The 17,308-nt window shown below is 66.3% G+C and carries 12 protein-coding genes; 6 read left to right on the top strand and 6 right to left on the bottom strand.

Annotated features, from left to right (window positions below; all coding sequences use genetic code 11):
* Positions 1 to 42: 42 nt before the first annotated feature.
* From ACTHJF_RS14495 to ACTHJF_RS14485, 3 genes are all read right to left on the bottom strand, one after another.
* Positions 43 to 1,380: a sigma 54-interacting transcriptional regulator gene (locus ACTHJF_RS14495; protein WP_440267737.1), complete on the bottom strand. Its 1,338-nt coding sequence runs from the start codon at positions 1,378 to 1,380 to the stop codon at positions 43 to 45.
* Positions 1,381 to 1,587: 207 nt separating this feature from the next.
* Complete coding sequence (locus ACTHJF_RS14490; protein ID WP_440254311.1) at positions 1,588 to 2,403, bottom strand: SDR family oxidoreductase; 816 nt, start codon at positions 2,401 to 2,403, stop codon at positions 1,588 to 1,590.
* A gap of 60 nt (positions 2,404 to 2,463) precedes the next feature.
* A complete protein-coding gene (locus tag ACTHJF_RS14485; protein ID WP_440267736.1) occupies positions 2,464 to 3,066 on the bottom strand; it encodes an LON peptidase substrate-binding domain-containing protein in 603 nt (200 codons plus the stop codon).
* A 112-nt stretch (positions 3,067 to 3,178) separates the two neighbouring features.
* On the opposite strand from ACTHJF_RS14485, the gene ACTHJF_RS14480 reads away from it, so the two are divergent.
* Entirely contained in the window at positions 3,179 to 4,108 is a 930-nt protein-coding gene (locus ACTHJF_RS14480; RefSeq protein WP_440267735.1) for an ABC transporter ATP-binding protein, read from the top strand.
* On the top strand, positions 4,105 to 5,517 hold the full coding sequence (locus ACTHJF_RS14475) for a hypothetical protein (RefSeq protein WP_440267734.1): 1,413 nt from the start codon (positions 4,105 to 4,107) through the stop codon (positions 5,515 to 5,517). The genes ACTHJF_RS14480 and ACTHJF_RS14475 overlap by 4 nt, the downstream gene beginning before the upstream one ends.
* A 12-nt stretch (positions 5,518 to 5,529) precedes the next feature.
* Here the strand turns inward: ACTHJF_RS14475 and mpl are convergent, their stop codons facing one another.
* Together mpl and ACTHJF_RS14465 are read right to left on the bottom strand one after the other, a co-directional pair.
* Complete coding sequence (mpl, locus tag ACTHJF_RS14470) at positions 5,530 to 6,888, bottom strand: UDP-N-acetylmuramate:L-alanyl-gamma-D-glutamyl-meso-diaminopimelate ligase (protein ID WP_440267733.1); 1,359 nt, start codon at positions 6,886 to 6,888, stop codon at positions 5,530 to 5,532.
* 112 nt (positions 6,889 to 7,000) lie between these two features.
* On the bottom strand, positions 7,001 to 7,585 hold the full coding sequence (locus ACTHJF_RS14465; RefSeq protein WP_440254307.1) for an adenylate kinase: 585 nt from the start codon (positions 7,583 to 7,585) through the stop codon (positions 7,001 to 7,003).
* 185 nt (positions 7,586 to 7,770) lie between these two features.
* Here ACTHJF_RS14465 and ACTHJF_RS14460 point away from each other — a divergent pair, with 185 nt between their 5' ends.
* The 3 genes from ACTHJF_RS14460 (at position 7,771) to ACTHJF_RS14450 (ending at position 11,837) form a co-directional block, all read left to right on the top strand.
* Positions 7,771 to 9,042, top strand: coding sequence for a 6-phosphofructokinase (locus ACTHJF_RS14460; RefSeq protein WP_440267732.1), 1,272 nt, complete (start codon positions 7,771 to 7,773; stop codon positions 9,040 to 9,042).
* 134 nt (positions 9,043 to 9,176) lie between these two features.
* The gene (locus ACTHJF_RS14455) at positions 9,177 to 9,569 is read left to right on the top strand and encodes an RcnB family protein (RefSeq protein WP_440267731.1); all 393 of its coding nucleotides are present in this window, start codon (positions 9,177 to 9,179) and stop codon (positions 9,567 to 9,569) included.
* A gap of 213 nt (positions 9,570 to 9,782) precedes the next feature.
* Positions 9,783 to 11,837, top strand: a complete 2,055-nt coding sequence (locus ACTHJF_RS14450; protein WP_440254304.1) for a sodium-translocating pyrophosphatase — start codon at positions 9,783 to 9,785, stop codon at positions 11,835 to 11,837.
* Positions 11,838 to 11,981: 144 nt separating this feature from the next.
* On the opposite strand, the gene ACTHJF_RS14445 is transcribed toward ACTHJF_RS14450, so the two are convergent.
* Positions 11,982 to 14,774, bottom strand: coding sequence for a TonB-dependent receptor plug domain-containing protein (locus ACTHJF_RS14445; RefSeq protein WP_440267730.1), 2,793 nt, complete (start codon positions 14,772 to 14,774; stop codon positions 11,982 to 11,984).
* 368 nt (positions 14,775 to 15,142) lie between these two features.
* Between ACTHJF_RS14445 and ACTHJF_RS14440 the strand changes: the two genes are divergently transcribed.
* Entirely contained in the window at positions 15,143 to 17,260 is a 2,118-nt protein-coding gene (locus tag ACTHJF_RS14440) for a prolyl oligopeptidase family serine peptidase (RefSeq protein WP_440267729.1), read from the top strand.
* Positions 17,261 to 17,308 lie beyond the last annotated feature (48 nt).

The raw sequence follows: 17,308 nt of genomic DNA, 5'->3' as shown, positions 1-17,308 counted from the left end.
GGCGGCCGGCGCCCGCGCAGGGCGCCCTGCCTGGCAACCGGTTCAGCGCAGCTCGTCGAGGGCCAGACGATGCTTCTTGCACAGCCGATAGACCGTGACGCGCGAGATGCGCAATCGCCGGGCGCATTCGCTGATGTTGAAGCGGCTCTCGCGCAGGCACTTCATGATCGCCTCGCGCTCGGCCGTGACCCGCGCCACTCCCAAGGCCGGCGCCATGCCGCTGCCACCCTCGGCGCCGGGCAGATCCAGGTCGGCCGCGCTGACCAGCGCGTCCTCGGCAATCACCGCCGCGCGCTGCACCCGATTGATCAGTTCGCGCACATTGCCAGGCCAACCGAACCGGCGCATCGCCGCACGCGCGCCGGGACCAAACCCACGCGCGCGGCACGCGTGATGCTCGCGGAAACGGTCGAGGAAATGTTGCGCGAGCAGCTCCACATCGCCCTCGCGGTCACGCAGCGGCGGCATCGGCAGACGCAGCACGTTCAGGCGGTAGTAGAGATCCTCGCGAAAGCGGCCAGCCGCCACCGCCTGCTCCAGATCGACGTGGGTCGCGGCGATGACCCGGGCATCGGCGCGAATGAGCTGGCTTGAGCCCAGCCGCTCGATGGTCCCCTCCTGCAGGAAGCGCAGCAGGCTGGTCTGCGCGTCCAGCGGCAGGTCGCCGATTTCATCCAGAAACACCGTGCCGCCGGCGGCACTCTCGATGTGGCCGATCCGGCGGGCGTTCGCGCCGGTGAACGCGCCGCGCTCGTGGCCGAACAGCTCCGACTGCACCAGATTCACCGGCAGCGCACCGCAGTTGATCGCCACGAACGGCTTGCCGCTGCGCACCGACAAATGGTGCAGCGCCTTGGCCGCACCCTCCTTGCCGGTGCCCGTTTCGCCCGTAATCAGCACGGGCAGGTCCACCGGCGCGAACTTGCGCAGGCGCGAGAGCGTTGCGCGCATGGCCGGGCTGCGCCCGACGATGCCGTCGATATCGCCGCCGGACGCGGGCGACTTCCCTCCCACGATCGTCCCCAGCGTGTCGATCAGGCGTTCGATGTCCACCGGTGCGGTGAAGAAATCGACGCTGGCCTGCAGGATCCGCTGCACGCGGGCCGCCTGTGCCGAGGTGCGCGAAGAAACCAGGGCCAGCCAGATCAGGCGCGGGTGGGCGGCCATCAGTTCGCCCATGGCATCGAGCCCGCGATCGTCGCTATCGCGCAGATCAGCCATGGCGACCACGATATCGCCCCCACGTACACGCAGTTCGCCGCCAGGCGCATGGACCGAACGCACCGACCAACCGGACTGTGCCAAAGCGCTCCGCTCACTCGTGGACGGCTCGCCGAACCAGATAACGCAGCGTCGCGCTGCCATTGCCCCCGACTGCATGCCTCATCCTCCCCCGCAGGCCCCTGCTTTCCGCTCGATCAACCCTATTTGATGAACGAAAAGTGTGATGCAGTTCTCGATACTACGCCGGTCAAATGACGATCTGCGCAACAAATTGCGTAGGGGAATTCCGATAGGCAGGCTACGTTAAGCCTCCCACGGCGCCCGGCTCCCGGATTTTGCGGCCCCTGCCGCGCCCCGGATGCGTCAAAGAAACAGGTCGGGCAACAGTGGCTGGCCGGGCGCCACGGCGTATTGATCCAGGTCATCGATGCCGGCCTCGGCGAGCACCTCATCGTCGATCGCGAAGCGGCCGGTGGTCTGCCGCGCCGGGCGCACCAGCAAGGCGTGGGCAGCGTCCGCCACGATTTCGGGCGTACGACACTGCTCCGGACGCACGCCGTCGATCATGGCGATGGCGGCGGTGGCGATGACCGTACGCGGCCACAGCGCGTTGACCGCGATGCCCAGCGGGCGAAACTCCTCGGCCATGCCCAGCACGCACAGGCTCATGCCCATCTTGGCGATGGTGTAGGCGGTGTGCGGCCCGAACCACTTGGGATCCAGCGTGGGCGGCGGGGCCAGCATCAGCACGTGCGGATTGGCTGCGCGTTTGAGATACGGCAGGCAGGCCTGGGTGGCAAGAAAAGTGCCGCGCGTGTTGACCTGATGCATCAGGTCGAAGCGCTTCATCGGCGTGCCTTCCACGCCCGCCAGCCAGATGGCGCTGGCGTTGTTGACCAGGATGTCGATACCGCCGAAACGATCGGCCGCCTGCGCGGCCGCCTCGACGACCTGCGCCTCCTCGCGGATGTCTACCTTCAGCGCCAGTGCACGCCCGCCCGCCGCCTCGACCGCTGCGGCCGCACTGTGGATAGTGCCGGGAAGCTTCGGATTGGGCACACCGCTCTTGGCTGCGATGACCACGTTGGCCCCATCGCGTGCCGCGCGCAAGGCGATGGCCAGACCGATGCCACGCGAGGCGCCGGTGATGAAGAGGGTCTTGCCGGCCAGTGAGTCCACGGCGCCGCTCCGTTGTCGGGGAATGCACGCGAGTGTAGCGCCGGGCTCGGCGGACCCCGATCAGGGGCGCTGGAAGCGCGGGAGGATGTCGCGCAACTCGGCCAGTCGCTGCACCGGGTCGTCCAGTTCCAGCAGGCGCTGGCGCTCGCTGTTGGTCAGCGGGAGCAGCTCGGCCATGCGGAAGCCCAGCCAGCTCGCATCGTCGTAGGCACTGCGCGGGGCATCGCGCCAATGCGGCCCGAGTGTTTCCACCAGGCGTTCCAGGATGGTCTGCAGCAGGCCGAACTCGGGCGGCACCTCCAGCGGCGGCTCGTCCGGCCAGAGCTGCACCTCGCCACGCAGCAGGCCATCGGCACGCACACGGGTGCGCTCCACGCAGAAGCGGGCGCCGCCACGGGCCACGATGCCGAGCAGGCCCTCCTCGGTGGTGTGAAAGTCGGTAATCGTGGCCACCGTGCCCACCGCCGCCGGCAGCGCCGGGTCGCCGACCTCGAAGCCGTCCAGGATCAGGCACACGCCGAAGCCGGTACCCCGGCGCGTACAGTCACGCACCATGTCCAGATAGCGCGGTTCGAAGATGCGCAGGGACAGCGGCGCTCCCGGGTAGAGCACGGTCGCGAGGGGAAACAGCGGCAGTTCGACGAGGGGGAGCTGGCCGGCCATGACCCGGAGTGTAGCGATCGCTCCACCGCAATTCAGCCAGGCCATAACGGCGACTGGACGCCAGCGGCACCCTGCCGCACATTGCACGCCTTCATTGATGACGGAGTCAGGGATGTCCGCGTTCGAACTCACGCCTGCCGCTGCGCTGCCACCCTTGCTCGAGGGGGATCCCGCAGCCGTGCTTCGAGTAACCCAATTGAGCAAGGCGTTTGCCAAGCGCGAGGTGTTGCGCGCACTGGACTGGAGCGTGCCGGCCGGTCGCGTGGTTGGCCTGCTCGGCCGCAACGGCGCCGGCAAGACCACCCTGCTGCGCTGTCTGCTCGGCCTGTCGCCGATCGACGGTGGCGAGGTCAGCCTGTTCGGCGCGCCGATGACCGAGCCGGGCGGCGAGCGCATGCACCGGGTCGGCTTCGTGCCGCAGACCTTCGACCTGTTCCCGTGGATGAAGGTGCGCGCATATCTCGATTTCACCGCCGCCTTCTACGCGCGGTGGAACGCCGCGTTGGCGAACCGCCTGCTCGGCGAATGGCAGCTCGACCCGAAGCAGAAGATTGGCCAGCTCTCGCAGGGCCAGCGGCAGAAGCTGGCGATCGTGCGCGCGATCGCCCCGGAACCGGACCTGCTGGTGCTGGACGAGCCGGTCGCCAGCCTCGATCCGCAGGCGCGCCGCGCGTTCATGGCCGAGTTGCTGGAGCTGATGCGCGCGCCGGGCAAGACGGTGATCTTCTCCACCCACATCACCGCCGATCTGGAACGCGCCGACGCCGACATCGCCCTGCTGCGCGACGGGCGCATCCAGTTCACCCGTCCGCTGGCCGAGCTGCGCACGCATCTGCGCCGGGTAGTGCTCAGCCGCTCTGCCGGCTGGCCGCACGCCCCCGTGGTGGCCGGCCTGCTCAAGGCCACGGTGAAGGGCGATCGCGCCGAGCTGCTGGTGGAAGACCCCACGCTGGACAGCCTCGACGCACTGGCCGCACGCGAGCAGGCCACGCTGCAGATCGAGACGCCCACGTTGGAAGACCTGTTCGTGGAGCTGGCATGAAGGCGGTCTGGCAGCTCTCGCTGCAGCTGTGGCGCCGCATGCCGGTGCTGGTGGTGCTGGCCGGCGGACTGTGGATCTACGGCATGGGCATGCTGGTGTGGTCGGTGCGCGGCGATCAGGCGCTGGCCGGCATCGGCATGAGCCTGGCGCTTTTCGGCGGCTGGTTCTGGCACGTCGGCCAGGGCCAACTGCTGCGCGGACTGTGCCGGCCGGATAGCTTCCTGCTACCCGGGTTCCGGCGCCGGCTGGGCGAGCTGGCGATCGTCGACGTGGCGCTGTGGGTGCTGCTGCCGGCCCTGCTCGCGGCGGTGTGCGGCATGCCGTATGTCTGGCTGGCCACGACCGGGCTGCTGCTGGCGGCGGCGCTCGGATTGGCCAGCGGCACCGGGCGACGCGCTGGCGTGCTGATCTGGCTGGTGGTGATCGCCGCCGGCTGGATGCCACAACTGGCGGCGAAGATCGCGCAGGCCGCCCTGCACTCGCCGTTGACGCCCGTGGCGCTGCTGCTGGCGGCCGTGCTGATCCTCAAGCTGGTGCTGCGACCGCTGTTGCGCATCGACGACAGCGAACCGGACGTCTCGCCACTGGAAAGCACCGGGCTGAACCGGCTGCAGTCGCCGTCGATGGAAGGCACGCCTCCGCGCGGCGCCATCGGCAAGCGCGTGAACGCATGGTTCGACGGCATGGCGCAGCGCGCCATGGAACACGCGTTGGCCAGCTACCGCCGCCGCCCCGGCGCACGCCAGCGCCTGACGCTGATCCGCAGCTTGCTGCTGCCGCACGACAACCCGCCGGCGATCGCGCTGCGCCTGGTCCTGGTGGCGGCGATGGCGACGCTGTACTTCGTGGTCATCCAGCACCGGCCGCACTACAACGCGGCGGTGATTGGCGCGTACGCGGTGCTGCTGTCGCTGAGCCGGTTCCCACAACTGGGCCGCGGCATGCTGCGCATGCGGCCGAACCTCGCCGATCTCTATCTGACGTTGGCGCCCGCCTCGCGCAGCGACTACCAGAAGACCCTGGTCGACGCGCTGCTGTTGCTGGTGCCGGTGACCGCGCTCAGCGCGCTGGCCTACACCGCGCTGGGCATCGTGCTGGTGCATGCCACCGAACCGGGCCGCATGCTGCTGACCGCGGTAATCGTCGCCGTGGCCGGCAGCCTGGTAGCGCTGGCGGTGCACCTGATCGGGCCGGAAGGCAGCCTTGGCCGCGGGCTGGTCAATATCGTGGTAGTGCTCGGCGCGATGGCTACGTACTGGGGCGGTTACGTGCTGCTCGGCGCGCTGGGCCTCGGCATCGGCGGCGCGCTGCTGGCGCTGCTGACGATCAGCTTCGGCTTCGGCGTGTGGTTTGCCGCACAGCGCGAATACCAGCGCCGCCCGCCCTGCTTCGACGCGCCGCTGGCCTGAGCCAACGTTGGATCAACCAGCGCGCAGCGCGTCGGCGAAACGCCGCGGTGCGGCCTCGAAGCCGCCGTTGGACATGAACACCACGTGGTCGCCCGGCTGCGCCTGCGCTCGCAGCGCATCGATCAGCGCGTCGACGGTCGGCACCGTATGCCCGCGTCCGGCCAGCGCGCCGGTGACCTTCTGCGCATCCCACGACAGCTCGGGCCGGTGCAGGAACACCACCGCATCGGCCGCCGCCAGCGACGGCGCCAGACCTTCGGCATGTGCGCCCAGGCGCATGGAATTGGAGCGCGGTTCCAGCGCCACCAGGATGCGCGCGTCACCGACCTTGGCGCGCAGCCCGGCCAGCGTGGTGGCGATCGCCGTGGGGTGGTGGGCGAAATCGTCGTAGACGGTGATGCCGTCGACTTCGGCCACCTGTTCCATGCGCCTAGCGGCGCTGCGGAAATCCCCGAATGCCGGCAGCAACGCCACCGGATCGGCACCCGCGGCCGCGGCCGCAGCCAGTGCGGCCAGCGCGTTCATCACGTTGTGGTTGCCCAGCAGCGGCCAATGAATCTCGCCCAGTCGCTGGCCGCGATGGCTCACCGCGAAATGCGTACCGTCCGCCGCGATAAGCTCGGCCTGCCAGTCGCCCAGGCCAATGCCAAAGGTCTCCACCGGCGTCCAGCGGCCCATGGCCAGCACCTCGGCGAGATACGCATCGTGCGCGTTGACGATCAGCCGCCCATTGCCCGGCACGGTGCGCACCAGATGATGGAACTGGCGCTGGATCGCCGCCACGTCGGGGAAGATGTCCGCGTGGTCGTACTCGAGGTTGTTGAGGATGGCGATGCGCGGGCGGTAGTGCACGAACTTCGAGCGCTTGTCGAAGAACGCCGTGTCGTACTCGTCCGCCTCGATCACGAACGGCTTGCCCTCGCCCAGCCGCGCCGACACGCCGAAGTTGCCCGGCACACCGCCGACCAGGAAGCCGGGCGCCATCCCCGCGCTTTCGAGCAGGTGTGCCAGCAGGCTGGTGGTGGTGGTCTTGCCGTGGGTGCCGGCCACGGCCAGCACCTCGCGCCCGGGCAGCAGCGTCTCGCCCAGCCACTGCGGGCCGGAGATGTAGCGCAGCTGCGCGTCGAGCATGTATTCGATGGCGGGGTTGCCCCGGGTCATCGCGTTGCCTACCACCACCAGGTCCGGCGCCGGCTGCAGATGCGCGGCCGTGTAGCCTTCCATCAGGCGGATACCGAGCGCCTCGAGCTGGGTACTCATTGGCGGGTAGACGCTGGCATCGCTGCCTTCCACGGTGTGGCCGAGCTCGCGCGCGAGCGCCGCCACGCCGCCCATGAAGGTGCCGCAGATGCCGAGGATGTGTAGACGCATGAGTTGCCCTTCGCTGATGTGTCGCCGCAGGAAGCGGACAGTATCGCCTGCCGCAAACGACAACGGCAGCGCACAGGCGCTGCCGTTGGGAAACGATCAGGCGTTTCGGAGATCAGCCGCTGGCGACCGCCGAATCGCCGGTGAGCGCGCGCTTCACGCGGGCGGTCACCTCGTCGAGGTCGCCCACGCCATCGACCACCTGCAGCTTGCCGCGGCGCGCGTAGAAATCGGCCACCGGCGCGGTCTGCTCGGCGTAGACGCCCAGGCGGCGGCGCACCGTATCGGGGTTGTCGTCGGCGCGGCCTTCGGCGGCGAAACGCAGTTCGCAGCGCTCGACGATGGCCGCGTTGGGCACTTCCAGCTTCACCACGGCGTCGAGCGGCTGGCCGATCTTGGCCAGTAGTTCGTCCAGCGCGGAGGCCTGGGCGAGGTTGCGCGGGTAGCCGTCGAGGATGAAGCCGTTGCGCGCGTCGTCCTGCGCGAGGCGCTCTTCGAGCATGCCCAAGAGGATGTCGTCGGACACCAGATGCCCGGCGTCCATCACCGCCTTGGCCTTCATGCCCAGCGGCGTGCCGGCGGCCACGGCGGCGCGCAGCATGTCGCCGGTGGAGATATGGGGAACCGCAAACTCGGTCTTGAGCCGAGTGGCCTGGGTGCCCTTGCCCGAACCGGGCGCGCCGAGTAGCACGAGTCGCATAATGCTCCACACCATCCGCGTCGAGCCGCACCCTGCGGCGCTACGCTGGATTCATCAAAATGACGATCAAAGTAGCGTCTGCATGGGGGGCCGTCAAACGAAATGGCCCGCATGCATGCGCCAAGTCACTGTCTCCCCTGCCAAAGTCGGATTGACGCGGCGCCCCCACGTTCCAGGAGAAACGCATGACCCGAGCATCCCGCACGATCGAAGGCCGCCTGCTGTATGCGCAGTCCGGTGGCGTCACCTCGGTGATCAACGCCACCGCCGCCGGCGTGATCGAGGCCGCCCGTGCCCGCGGGGTGAGCGTGTACGCGGCGCGCAACGGCATTCTCGGCGCCCTGCGTGAAGATCTGATCGACACCGCCAAGGAAACCCGCGCAGCCATCACCGCCCTGCGCCATACCCCCGGCGGCGCCTTCGGCAGTTGCCGCTACAAGCTGAAATCGCTGGAGGCGAACCGCGCCGAATACGAGCGATTGATCGACGTGTTCCGCGCCCACGACATCCGCTGGTTCCTCTACAACGGCGGCAACGATTCAGCCGACACCGCGCTGAAGGTGTCCCAACTGGGCAAGGCGATGGGCTACGACATCCGCTGCATCGGCGTGCCCAAGACGGTGGACAACGACTTGGCCGTCACCGACTGCTGCCCCGGCTTCGGTTCGGTGGCCAAGTACACGGCGATCTCCACGCTGGAGGCGAGCCTGGACGTGGCGTCGATGGCCGAGACCTCGACCAAGGTGTTCATTCTCGAAGTGATGGGCCGCCACGCCGGCTGGATCGCCGCCGCCGCCGGCCTGGCCGGCAAGACACCGGATGAGGCGCCGCACATCATCCTGTTCCCCGAGAACGTGTTTGACGAGGCCGCCTTCCGGGCGAAGGTGAAAGCGACGGTGGAGCGCGTGGGCTGGTGCACCGTGGTGGCGTCTGAGGGTGTGCGCAACGCGCAGGGCCAGTTCCTCGCCGAGGCCGGCACGCGCGATGCCTTCGGCCACACCCAGCTCGGTGGCGTGGCGCCGATGCTGGCGCAGCTGGTGAAGGACAAGCTGGGCTACAAGTACCACTGGGCGCTGCCCGATTACCTGCAGCGCTCGGCCCGTCACGCCGCCTCGAAAGTGGACGCCGAACAGGCCTATGCCGTGGGCAAGGCGGCCGTCGACTACGCGCTGGCCGGCATGAATGCGGTGATGCCGGTGATCGTGCGCACGTCGGACGCGCCGTACCGCTGGAAGGTCGAGCCCGCACCGTTGGCAAAGATCGCCAACAAGGAAAAGAAGATGCCAAAGGGCTTCATCCGGCGCGACGGCTTCGGCATCACCGAGGCAGCGCGGCGCTACCTCTCGCCGCTGATCGCTGGCGAGGCGCCCCTGCCCTGGCGGCGTGACGGGCTTCCGGCTTACGGCCAGTTGAAGCTCTCCGCCGTGGCCAAGCGGCTGCCGGCGCGGTCAGAATGAACGAAGCGCTCAGCTTCATGAGTGACCTCTGAAAGGAAATTGCCGCGACAGGCTTTCGATTCAGGGAAGCCATCCTAGGCTGCGCTCGCAACACGCAAAGGGCCGCTCGGCCGATCGTCCAAAAGGAGGACGCCATGAAACTGATCACCACTGCGCTGATTACCGCCGCCCTGCTGACCGGCAGCGGCGTCGCCATGGCCCAGCACCACGATCGCGGCGACCATGACCGGCACGGCTGGCACGACGACCATGGGCGAGGGCACGACCGCGACCGTGACCGCCACGAGTACGGCCGCTACGACCATGACCACGACCGCTGGCGCGGCCACGAGGGCCATTGGGTGCCGCCGGGTCACCGCTGGGAGCGCGGCCATCGCTACTACGGGCCGGTGTACGTGGTGCGCGACTACCGCACCTATCGCCTGCGCCCGCCGCCGCGCGGCTATCACTGGGTGCGCGGTGATGACGGCCAGTACCTGCTGGTGGCCATCGCCACCGGCATCATCCTGGACATCGCCCTGCACTGATCACGGGCAACCACGATCCGAAAGCGAGGCGGCGCCGCAAGGCGCCGCCTTTTTTGTCCCCGGCATCGGCGCACCAGGCAGCGCGCTGCGACGCACAACGGTTCGCGCTGCAGCCTCTGCCTATACTCGGCGGGACCGCCCGTTCAGGACGGCCATCTCGGGCGCGTTCCCGAACCGCCCGGCACCACGGTGACAACTCATGGGGAGGTTCCGATGCTGCAGCAGTATGGCGTGTGGATCGTATTGGCGTGTGCGGTGATAGCGATCCTGTATGGCGGTTTTTCGGCGCGCTGGATCCTGGCGCGATCGGCAGGCAATGAGCGGATGCAAGAGATTGCCTCGGCGATCCAGGAAGGCGCGCGCGCCTATCTCAACCGCCAATACACCACGATCGGCGTGGTGGGCGTCGTGCTGTTCGTGATCGTGGGCTTTGCGCTGGACTGGGGCACCGCCATTGGTTTCGCGCTCGGCGCTGTGCTCTCCGGCGCCACGGGCTATATCGGCATGAACGTGTCGGTGCAGGCCAACGTGCGCACTGCCGAAGCCGCACGCAGCGGGCTGGCCGCGGCGATGAACGTGGCGTTCCGCGGCGGCGCGATCACCGGCATGCTGGTGGTGGGGCTGGGCCTGATCGGCGTGGCCGGCTACTACCTGGCCTTGCAGCACTTCGGTTACACCGGCGAGCGCGCCCTGCATGCGCTGGTCGGCCTGGCGTTCGGCTCGTCGCTGATCTCAATCTTCGCCCGCCTGGGTGGCGGCATCTTCACCAAGGGCGCTGACGTGGGCGCCGATCTGGTCGGTAAGGTGGAAGCCGGCATTCCCGAGGACGACCCGCGCAATCCGGCGGTGATCGCCGACAACGTGGGCGACAACGTGGGCGACTGCGCCGGCATGGCGGCCGATCTGTTCGAGACCTATGCGGTCACGCTGATCGCCACGATGCTGTTGGGCGGGCTGATGACCGCCGAAGTCGGCGTCAACGCGGTGCTCTACCCGCTGGTGCTCGGCGGCGTGTCGATCGTCGCCTCGATCATCGGCACCTTCTTCGTGAAGGTGAAGCCCGGCGGCTCGATCATGGGGGCGCTGTACAAGGGCGTGATCGTGTCGGCCGTGCTGGCAGCCATCGCGTTCTACCCCATCACCACCCAACTGATGGGCGACACCGCCCACGGCGCCATGAATTTGTACGGTTGTGCGCTGATCGGCCTGGTACTCACCGGCGCCATCGTATGGATCACCGAGTACTACACCGGCACACAGTACAAGCCGGTGCAGCATGTGGCGCAGGCCTCCACCACCGGCCACGGCACCAACATCATTGCCGGCCTGGGCGTGTCGATGAAGTCCACCGCCATGCCGGTGGTCGCGGTGTGCTTCGCGATCTGGGGCGCCTTCGCGCTGGGCGGGCTGTACGGCATCGCCATCGCCGCGACTGCGATGCTGTCGATGGCCGGCATGATCGTGGCGCTGGACGCGTACGGCCCGATCACCGACAACGCCGGCGGCATCGCCGAGATGGCCGATCTTCCGCCGGAAGTGCGCGGCGTCACCGACCCGCTGGATGCCGTGGGCAACACCACCAAGGCGGTGACCAAGGGCTACGCGATCGGCTCGGCCGCGCTGGCGGCGCTGGTGCTGTTCGCCGACTACACGCACAACCTCAATGTCGCCGGCGAGGCGAAGGCCGCGGCAGCAGGCACCACTTACACGGCAATGCAATTCGACCTGTCCGACCACATGGTGATCATCGGCCTGCTGATCGGCGGCCTGATTCCCTACCTGTTCGGCGCGATGGCCATGGAGGCGGTCGGTCGTGCCGCCGGCGCAGTGGTGGAGGAAGTGCGGCGCCAGTTCCGTGAGATCGCCGGCATCATGCAGGGCACGGCCAAACCCGACTATTCCCGCGCCGTCGACATGCTGACCAAGTCGGCGATCAAGGAGATGATCGTGCCCTCGCTGCTGCCGGTCGCCGTACCGGTGGTGGTCGGCCTGCTGCTTGGACCCAAGGCACTCGGCGGCGTGCTGATCGGCACCATCGTCACCGGCCTGTTCGTCGCCATCTCGATGACCACCGGCGGCGGCGCCTGGGACAATGCCAAGAAGTACATCGAAGACGGCCACCACGGCGGCAAGGGCTCGGAGGCACACAAGGCCGCCGTCACCGGCGACACCGTGGGCGATCCCTACAAGGACACCGCCGGCCCCGCGGTAAACCCGCTGATCAAGATCATCAACATCGTGGCGTTGCTGCTGATTCCGCTGCTCTGATCCGTAGCGGTTGCAAAAAAGAAAAGCCCCGCCGAAGCGGGGCTTTTTTTCATGCGATGGGGCAGGAAAAAAACACATTGATACGCACCCTGCGGTGCGGCCGGGCGGAGCATACTGCCTCGCTCCGCCCGCCGACATCGAGTATCACTGGAAGTGAATGCTCGCCTGGAACCAGAGTGCGCGCTGGAGCGGGTTGTAGTTGAAGATGTTGTAGTACGGGTAGGCCGAGTAGGTCTTGTCGAACGGCGGACGCTTATTGGTTACATTGTTGGAGATCAGCGACAGATCGATCGAGTCGCTGAGCTTGTAGCTCACGCTGGCGTTGTACGTCGTCCATGCACCGATCTTGCCGGTTCCCGCGTAGTTGAACGTCTTGCCACGACGGGTGCCGAGGACAGAGAACGACCAGTCACCGATATCCCAGTCAACATTGGCGGTCGAAACATCGCGATAGCCATTGTAGTAGTTCCGCAGACCGAGCAGATCCTGCACCGGATCACCCGCGATCTGACGATACGTGTGCTTCAGCAACACGTTGTAGTCGGCGCCCAGACCAAGCGTGCCCCAGCGTCCCATGTCGTGGCGCCAATTGGCGCTGGCAATCACGCCGTTGACCACTTCGTCGGAGATATTGATCGGCAAGGTGTCGACCGCCGACAAACCGTTGGGATTCTGCGGATTGTTCGCCGGCAGGCGATGCACTAATGCCAGTTCGCTCTGACACAGGCCAGAGTTGATGTCATACGGATCCCCCGCCGTATTGGAACCAATCCGGCAGTTCGCCTCGTCCTGCAGGATGCGGTCGATGCTGAGGCTGTTGACCTCGTTGGCGATGCTGATGTGGTAGTAGTCGGCCTTCATCGTGAACGTGGAGCTTGGCGACCAAACAACGCCGTAACCCCACGATTTGGCCGTGATGCTCTTCAGCTTGATATTGCCTGCCTGGCGACCGGAGATGTTCACCGCATTCTGCGTGCAATCCGAGATCGGGACGTTCGGCTCCTGCGTACGGCAGTAGTAGTAGTCAGTCCCTTGGGTGTAGTAGCCGCTGGGGCCGGCGAACAGATAGCCCATGTCCGGTGAGCGGAACGCCGTGGCGTAGTTGCCGCGGATCAGCAAGCTGTCGAACGGACGGAATTCCAAGCCAAGCTTGTACGTGGCCTTGGAGTCGGTCTGCCCGCCGTAGCGGAAGTCGTCGTAGCGACCGGACACGTTCGCCGACAGCATGCTGAAGATCGGCACGCGGAACTCGAGCGCCGCCGCGTAGTTGCGACGAGTGCCTTCGCCCTGAGTACCGGTGAGACCCCAGAAGTCACCTGCGATAACGCGCGGATCAGTGGGGTTCTGCCAGTACTGCTCGCCCGCCTGCATCAGCCCGGCAACACCGACGTCGCCGGCCGGCAAGGAGAACAGGCTGGTATTGGTCAACTGCAGGTTCACGTTCTGCGTGTACGTCTTGGAGGTCGTCTGATCCACCGCGCTGAAGCCGCGATAGTCCGCCTCGGTGAGTGGCGTATACATCCGCGCAGTATCCGGCGCGTAGATCGGATACCCGTAGTAGTCGCCCTGCTGCTGGCCGAGGAAGAACTCCTCGACCTTCGTCTTGAGCGGCCAGAGCATGCTGTCCTTGACCTTCTGCTCGGAACGGAAGTAGTAGGCGTTCCAGTCCCAGTTCGAGCCGCCGAAGGTTCCCTGCGCACCGGCCGTCACCGTATAGCTGTCGGAGGTCTGGTTGTCGTTGTTGGTCGACGCGCCAATCTCTTCGGGCGTGAAGAAACGCTGCCACAGCTCGAATCGGCCGGTGTTGGCATTGACGAAATAGCCACCGGTGTCGATCGACGAGTACCAGAAGCGTGAACCGCTGTTGAGCTTGATCTTGTTGTGGTTGTAGAGCACGTCACCGTAAAGCGTCACATTTTCCGAGGCGTGGTACTTCGCATTGAGATAGACGCTGGCCGCCTTGCTTCCGTTGACGAACGTCTGATAGCCGTTCGAATAGTCACTTCCGCAGTAGTAACCGCTGCCAGGACGGTTCACATAGCGCAGGGTGCCGCCATAACCCGCCGACAGGTTGCCACAGGCAGCGGCACCCGGATCGACGTACTTGCCGGTGTTGCCATCGACGATGAGTACCGCGCGCGGCGGGATGACCGGACCGCCGTTTAGCGCGGGGTTGTCGGCCGAAGAATCGGTGAAACTGCGGTCGTAACCCCAGATCGGCGCCGTGTGCTCCAGTTGCAGGGCACCGGTGACATCGAGCTTGCCCCAGGTGTGACCAGCCGTGATGCTGACTCGCTGATTTTCACCGCCGCCCTCGCTGTATCCCCCCATGCGGGCAGTCACGTTGATACCGTCGACATGGTCCTTCAGCACAATGTTGACGACACCGGCGATGGCGCTTGAACCGTAAATGGCCGACTGATTGCCGGGCAGAATGTCGATGTGATCGACCATCGAGACCGGGATCGACGAGAGATCCGTGAAGTTGCTGCTGCCGTTATAGAGCAGCGGATAGTCAGCCAGAGGGTGACCGTTAAGCAGAATCAACGTGAAGCCGGGATCCAAGCCGAGCAGGCTGACTGTGGTCGCGCCTTGGGTGAAGCCACCGGCATACTGGCTGTCCTGCACCTGGCCCGTGGCCAGCGGCTGCGAACGCAGCACATCGTAGACGTTTGCATAGCCGCGCGTCTGGATCTGCTCCGCAGTGATTTGAACTGTCGGTGCGGACGTCTCGATCTCGGCCTGCGGAATCAGCGAACCGGTGACGGTGATCGTCTCCAGTTTCTTGGCCTTCTGACCGGACTGGCCCTGCGAGGAGTCTGAGGAAGCCTGATCGGTCGAGTCCTGACCGGATGCAGATTGTGCATGAAGTGACGCGGTCGGCGCTCCGTACGCCAAAGCGGCGCCCAAAGCCACATAAAGCAACTTGCGATTCATCGAGTTCTCCCCTGGAAATGTTTTTTGTCACGCGGCCCCACGGCCGCGTTGGCGCCATCTCGGCGTAGTAGACCCATAGGTTCCACCATGAGCTCATCCCTGAAATTCGCGTATTCCTACACGCGGTCCTAACCCCAACGCTGAAGATCACGCCGATTTAACGTGAATGTCAACCTATCGTGTCTTCTCCGATTGACGACTTTGGTCGGGTAGGGTCTTACGGCGGACTAACGTTAGGGCTGGACGTCTCGGGTCCGGGGACAGATTGCCGCATGCCCCCCTGCCACAGGTCATGGGCCCCGAGTTGGCAATACCAGCCCAGACTGGACGACACGCCCTCGAGGCGCTCATCACAAGGGAGAGGCAGCATGTCGAGCAAGACCTTCGGCTGGCTGGCGCTTGCGCTCGGCGTCACACTGGCGGGCATGACACACGCGCAGACACCCGGATCGGCCCCGGGAGATACCTCGCCTAAAGACGACTTCCTCTGGCTGGAAGACATCCACGGCGGCAGATCAATGGATTGGGTGAAGCAGCAGAACGCCCTCACTGCTGCCCGGTTTGCCACCGGCGAGTCCTTCACGCAGGATCGGGAGCGGATCCTGGAAGTGCTCGACTCCGACGAGCACATCCCCTACGTGAATCGCATGGGGAAGTACCTGTACAACTTCTGGCGCGACAAGATGCATCCGCGCGGCATATGGCGGCGCACCACACTGGAGGAGTACCGCAAAGCCTCGCCGGCATGGGAGGTGCTGCTGGACGTGGACGCGCTGAATCAGGCCGAGGGCAAGCGCTGGGTGTTCAAGGGCGCGCAATGCCTCAAGCCCGCGTACGAGCGTTGCCTGCTCTCGCTTTCGCCCGATGGTGGCGACGCCGTGACGGTGCGCGAGTTCGACCTGGTGCACAAGCGCTTCGTCGAGGGTGGCTTCGAATTGCCTGTCGCCAAGACCGAGGTGGACTGGATCGACCGGGACACGATCTACGTGGGCACCGACTTCGGCCCCGGCTCGATGACCGACTCGAGCTATCCGCGCATCGCCAAGGCGTGGAAGCGCGGTACGCCACTGGCCTCCGCCACGCTGGTGCACGAGGGCAAGCGGACCGACCTGGCGGTGAGCGCCTATCACGACAACACGCCGGGCTTCGAGCGCGACTTCGTCTCGGTGGCGAAGGATTTTTTCCACAGCGAGCTGTACCAGCGCCGCGACGGCAAGCTGCTGAAGATCGACGTGCCCGACGATGCCACCGCGGTAGCGCACCGCGAGTGGCTGCTGGTGGAAACCCGGTCCCCCTGGACCACCGGCGGCAACACCTATCCGTCCGGCGCGCTGCTGGCCATCGGTTTCGACGACTTCATGGCGGGCAAGCGCGATTTCACCGTGCTGTTCCGACCCGACGCACATACCTCACTGGCGTCGTACAGCTGGACGCGCCACCACCTGATTCTCGACGTGCTGCACGACGTGAGCAGCCGGCTCGAAGTACTGACGCCCCGCCCGGGCTCATGGCAGCGCGAACCGATGGCTGGGGCGCCCAAGCTGAGCACGGTCAGCGTGGTGGATACCGACCCGGACACCAGCGACGAATACTGGCTCGGGGTCACCGGCTTCCTCACCCCGTCCTCGCTGCAGTACGGCATGCTGGGTTCGGCCCCCGCGCAGACGGTCAAGCGCGAGCCGGCCTTCTTCGACGCTTCGAATTTCACTGTTAGCCAGCACTTCGTCACCTCGAAGGACGGCACGCGCGTGCCGTATTTCCAGATTGCGCCCAAGACGCTGAACCTCGATGGCTCCAATCGGACTCTGCTCTACGGTTACGGCGGCTTCGAGGTCTCGCTGCAGCCGACATACAGCGGCAGCATCGGCCGTGCGTGGCTGGAGCGCGGCGGGGTCTACGTGATCGCCAACATCCGCGGCGGCGGGGAATACGGCCCGGCGTGGCACCAGGCGGCGCTGAAAGCCAAGCGTCTGCGCGCCTACGAGGACTTCGCCGCCGTGGCGCAGGATCTGATCCATCGCGGAGTGACTTCTCCGAAGCATCTGGGCGCGGAAGGCGGCAGCAACGGCGGCCTGCTGATGGGCAATATGCTCACGTTGTACCCGCAGTTGTTCGGAGCGATCGCCTGCGAGGTGCCGCTGCTGGACATGAAGCGCTACAGCCACCTGTCTGCCGGCGCATCGTGGATGGCCGAGTACGGCAATCCCGACACCGCCGACTGGGACTTCATCCGCACGTTCTCGCCGTACCAGAACGTGCGCAAGGACGGCCACTACCCGCCGGTGCTGTTCTACACCACCACCAGCGACGACCGCGTCGGCCCCGTGCAGGCGCGCAAGATGGCCGCGAAGATGGAAGCCATGGGCTACAAGAACGTGTGGTTCTACGAGAACACCGAAGGCGGCCACGGCGCCGGCGCCGACAATTCGCAGTCGGCGACCATGCACGCGCTGGCCTACGATTTCCTGTGGAACAAATTGATGTGATCATCCCTGATCACGGCCTTGCCCGAACATGCATTCAACCGATATCCC

It is taken from the genome of Dyella sp., assembly GCF_051962475.1.
GTDB lineage: Bacteria > Pseudomonadota > Gammaproteobacteria > Xanthomonadales > Rhodanobacteraceae > Dyella_A.
This window is presented reverse-complemented; position numbering and strand designations above follow the sequence as displayed.